Annotated in this window: 3 protein-coding genes; all 3 read right to left on the bottom strand. The window is 72.8% G+C overall.

The window, feature by feature from the left end; translation table 11 throughout:
- Positions 1–54: 54 nt before the first annotated feature.
- Genes ACWEVN_RS46630 through ACWEVN_RS46620 form a run of 3 tightly spaced genes read right to left on the bottom strand, consistent with a single transcriptional unit; the run spans position 55 to position 4769 of the window.
- The gene (locus tag ACWEVN_RS46630) at positions 55–2391 is read right to left on the bottom strand and encodes a glycosyltransferase family 4 protein (protein WP_452055553.1); all 2337 of its coding nucleotides are present in this window, start codon (positions 2389–2391) and stop codon (positions 55–57) included.
- On the bottom strand, positions 2388–3506 hold the full coding sequence (locus tag ACWEVN_RS46625; RefSeq protein ID WP_452055552.1) for a hypothetical protein: 1119 nt from the start codon (positions 3504–3506) through the stop codon (positions 2388–2390). Before ACWEVN_RS46625 ends, ACWEVN_RS46630 begins: the two co-directional genes overlap by 4 nt.
- A gap of 24 nt (positions 3507–3530) precedes the next feature.
- On the bottom strand, positions 3531–4769 hold the full coding sequence (locus ACWEVN_RS46620) for an alginate O-acetyltransferase AlgX-related protein (RefSeq protein ID WP_452055554.1): 1239 nt from the start codon (positions 4767–4769) through the stop codon (positions 3531–3533).
- Positions 4770–4875: the final 106 nt, after the last annotated feature.

Raw genomic sequence — 4875 nt, 5'->3', positions numbered from 1 at the left:
CGTTCGGTGCGTCAGACGCACCGAACGCCACATTGGGGCGCTTGAGGCGGGGGGTCAGCGGCGCCGGGCCAGCTCGGCCAGCCGGCGGTTGATCACCTTGGCGACCGCCGCGGGGCTGCAGAAGTCGCGGATCGCCTCGATCGCCTTCGCGCCCATTTCCGCGCGCAGCCGCGGGCTGTCGGCGAGCTTGCGCAGCCAGCGCGCGGCCTGGTCGACGTCCGCGTCCGCCCACAGCTGCCCGACGGTGTACCAATCGCCGAAGCCGCCGCCGAACCGGTGGTCGTTCGGGCCGATCGCGCGGGGCTCGTACCCGACGACCGCCGCCGCGCCCGGGGGCATGAAGTCGACGTTGCCGCCGAACCCGGTCGCCACCACCGGCTTGCCCATCGCCATCGCCTCGGCCATCCCGAGCCCGAAGCCCTCGGAGCGGTGCAGGGAGGTGTAGACGTCGCAGGTGGCCAGCAGCGTGTCCATGTCCGTGCGGGACATCTCGCGCCGCAGCAGCGTCCCGCCCACCGACGCGACCGCCGCGCTCAGTGAGGCGTCCAGCTCCGGGAACCGCTGGAGGTCGTTCACCTTGAACACCAGGTGCGCCTTCGTCCCGCGCTCCTCCGGCGGGAACGCCCGGCGGAACGCCTCGAGCACCGCCCACGGGTTCTTCCGGGCGTCGCTCGAGGACGCGCTGAACGTGAACAGCACGATGAGGCCGTCCTCGGGGAGGCCGAACTTCGCGCGGTCCCCGGTCACGTCGGGCGCCTGGGGGACGACGTTGGGCACCACGGTGATCGGGATGTCGGTCACCGTGCGGAAGGAGTCCGAGACGAACTGGGAGATCAGCCAGAGCTCGTCGATGCCCGGCAGGTGCGGCAGCGCGTGCACCGGCGGTTCCGGCAGCTCCCACGCCCACACCGCGATCGTGTAGCGGTCGAGCGCGTGCTCCGGGATCAGCTGCCACTCGTTGACGTTGACGAGCCACAGGTCGACGTCGAACTCCTTGCCCCGGCGCAGGGCGGCGACCTCCGGCGGCACCTCGATCGTGCGGAACGGCGCCTGGCTGTTGAACTCGGTGAACGTCAGCTCGGTGCCGTGCGTGGCCATCGCCTGGACGTACCGGCGAGCCGCCTCGGACAGGCCGGTGGTGGCGCGGACGTCGGCGAAGACATTCACGCCGGGCCGCCGCTTTTCTTGCGGCGCCACGAAGTTCTCCGCGGCGGCGATCGCGTCGGCGTAGCCCCGCGCGGCGATCGCCCAGGTGGCGTTCTCCCCGGTCCACTTCCGCGCGAGCTCCCCGGCCGCGCGCAGCTCCTCCGGCCAGCACATGCCGCGCTCGAGCAGCCGGTACAGCTCGGCCGCCTCTGCCGCTGGTGACACGGGCACGGTCCAGCAGAACGCGCTGTCGTAATGCCGGTGCTGCGGGAGGTCGCTGGTGATCACCACGCGCCCGGCGCCGAACGCCCGCAGCATCGTGCCGCTGGTCTCGCCCGCGGTCGGCCACCGCAGGCTGACCACGGCGTCGGCGGCCAGGATCAGGTCGTCGAGGCGGTCTTCGGCCGGCGACAGTTCGAAGTGGACGGAGTCGGGGAACCCGCTCGCTGCGACCACCTGCCGCACCTGGTCGAGCACCCCGGCGTCCCCGGCGTGCCCGGCGATCAGGAGCCGCGCGTTGGGCCAGCGGCGGCGCAGCTCGGCGAAGGCCAGCACGGCAGCGGTCACCCGCCGGTGCCCGGCCAGGCTGCCGAAGACGCCGAAGACGACCTGGTCGTCGGTCCAGCCCAGCCCGGCCCGCACCGGCTCGCGGCGCGCGGGGTCCGGCAGGAGAGCGCCGTGCGGCACGGCGTGCACGGGAACCCCGGGGTACCGCGCGCGCAGGAACTCCGCGGTCTGCGGGTCGTGCACGACGACCCCGCGGCTGGTCGTGACGAGCCGGCGTTCCAGGGTCAGCGTGCCGTGGTCGAGGGTCTTGACCCCGTCGACCTCGATCGCCGGCAGGCCGTGCAGCAGCGCCGGATCGTGCTGGTGGCCCCAGATCGGCCCGTGCGCGTACCGCACCTCTTCGCGGAACGCCTCGGAGGCGACGCTGCCGAGAATCCCGGCGTGGAAGTCCAAAAGGGACGGATCGTGCAACACCACGACCCCCGGGTCCGCGATCGCCCGGCGGTAGATCTCGCCGTGGACGCCGGCGTGGTTGCCGATGTGGTAGACCGGCACGCCTTCGGACGGCTCGTCCGCCTCCAGCAGCCGGACACCGGCCGGCACCCGGGCGCCCGGCGCGTCGGTCATCGCCGCGACGTCGAGCAGCTCGGACAGGGCCTCGGTGAGGTGGTAGCTGTAGTCCGCGATCCCGCTGGTCCGAGGCGGCAGCGGGGTCCACATGGTGGCCCGGGCGGTCATCGACGGGCGATCAGGCACAGGCGCTCACCGAGACCGTCGGCGGCGGCCACCTCGCGGACGTCGACCTCCGGGAAGCCCGCCGCCTCGGCGACGAACCGGAGGTAGACCGGGTGCAACGGCTTGCGCGCGAAGGGATCCAGCTCGAACTCGGTGACCGCGCCGGCGCCCGGCGTCTCGACCAGCAGCACGCCGCCGGGCTGCAGCGCTGTCGCGGCGAGGTCGGCGAAGCGCGCGAGCGCGTCCGGCGTCCGGCGTTCGGCGAACCGGAAGGCGGTCACCGCGCCGAGCGAGCGGGCCGGCACGGCCGCCAGCGCGGCCAGCGGCTCCTGCGCGGCGACGTCGAGGCCGAGCCCCGCGCAGTGCTGCCGGACCAGCTTGTTGTCCGACGCCGCCAGGGACGGCAGGTCCGCCGAGCGAAGCACCTCGAGCCATTCGCCGCGGCCCGGTGCGACGTCGAAGACCGGGCCGTTGGCGCCCGCCTCCCGCGCTGCCGTGATGAGCGGCAGGTGCGTCTTGCGGACTTCGCGCACGCGGCTTTCCGGCCCGTCGAGCAGCTGCGAAAGCGCGAGTTCGAGGAACGATTCGCGGTCGGCGACGTCCGTGGCGACCTCGGTGACCGGCTGCCCGGCCCGGACGCGGTCGAGCGCGACGTCCAGCTGGGCGTGCCGCAGCCGGGCATCGGCCGCCGCCGAGGTCAGCGCCGCCACCTGCGCTTCCAGGGCCTTCAGCCGCAGCTCGGCGTCGTCACCCTGCTCGGCCGTTTCCGCCTGCTGCAGCTTCAGCTCGGACAGCTGCGATTCGATCCGGCCGAGACCCGCGTACAGCCGCTGGTTCAGGCCCGCGGTCATGGTTTTGTCCTGCTGCCGCAGCAGTTCGACCTCGTGCGCCAGCTCGGCGTGGCGGACGGCGTCGGCCGGCAGCTCGCGCTGGGCGTGGTGCACGGCGGCGAGCGCGTCCCGGATGGCCAGGTTGGCCTCGATCTGCCACTTCACCTGGCGCTTCCACAGGAACCGCAGGGCCAGCCGGCCGAGCAGGTCGGTCCTGCGCAGCGGCAGGTGCAGCTCGCGGTGTTCGTCGAGGCGGGCCAGCGCGGCGGCCAGCTGGTCAGAAGACATGCACAATCCCACAGTTCGGCGCGGTCATCGGTTGAGCTCGCGGAAGATGTTCTGCTGCACGGACGGCGTCAGCATCGACGCGGCCCCGGCGATCAGCCCGCGCTCGGCGAACTCGACCACCACGACGTCGCTGCGCTCGAGCAGGTCGGCGATCGCGGCGCCGCTGTCGGAGTCGGACGTGCTGTAGTGCATGGCGGTCAGGTCGCGGAAGGTGGCGGCCATGTACGGCAGGGTGCGGATGGTGAACGAGTCGCCGAGCCAGGCCGTGCGGAGCCCGTAGGTGCCGGTCCCGGACGCGGTGTCGGTGTGCACCGGCGGGATGTAGTCGCCGGGCATCGTGCGGGTCAGGTCGGTCCGGCCGTCGGGCATCAGCGCGTAGTGCGTGCCGTCGGTCAGCCCGGTCCGGCCGATCAGCCGGGGCAGGTCGGCCGGCAGCTCCCAGTTCTCCTTCGGCTGGACGCGCCAGCTCGACGTGATGCCCGGCCGGAGCTTTTCGGTGACCTCGCGGACCGCGGTGATCGCACCTTCGTCGTTCCAGTGGGCATCCAGCGGGCCGTAGAGCGGCTGGCCCTTGCGGTTGGCCCAGTCCTGGAGGGGTTTGCGCAGGTCGACCATGAAGTTCTCGGCGTCGACCCGGCGCCAGAAGTCGTTCTGGACGCTGTCGTGGCAGTCCTTGCCGAGGTAGTTGTCCGGCAGGTGCTCCGGGACCATGGTCGCCTTGTCCGGCGCGATGACGACGACGAGCTGGCGGCCGGACGCCTCGATCCCGTCCCGGAACTGGCGCAGCCGGTCGAACGTGGTGTCCAGGTTCTCGGTCGGCACGCAGTGGCTGGTGACCTCGTCGCCGAGGTACAGCCAGCCGTTCTTGCCCTCGATCACGGTGGGGAACTGGCGCGGGTCGAGCTTCGTGTCGCCCGGCACCTGCAGCGGGCCCTGCTGGTGTTCCTGGTTCAGCGGCGGCGGTTCGCCGAACACCCCGCGGCTGATGCCGTCGGCGGTGTGCACGGCCTGCTCGCGCAGCACCAGGTGGTCGGTGGCCCAGTTGCCGAGCTGCGGGAAGAACGACCAGCCCTGCCCGAGGCTCGGGAACGGGGTCAGCGCCCGGTTTTCGAACTCGCCGGGCCGCGCGCCGAAGACGACCGACAGGTTCGGCGTCAGGAAGAAGACGGTCGCGCAGATCAGCGCCACGAGCTGCTTCCCGCCGTGGCGCGGCCGGTAGAGCGCGTGCTCGCGGGGGAGGAAGGCTTCGTAGACCGGCAGCATCGTCTGCTGCGGACCGCCCGGCCGCGTCACGACGTCACCCGCATCCGGCGGGCCACCGGCCGCAGCAGGCGGCGGGCGCGGGCGGCCAGCGGCGACCGCGGCGGCT

This window comes from Amycolatopsis sp. NPDC003861 (assembly GCF_053605405.1).
This window is presented reverse-complemented; position numbering and strand designations above follow the sequence as displayed.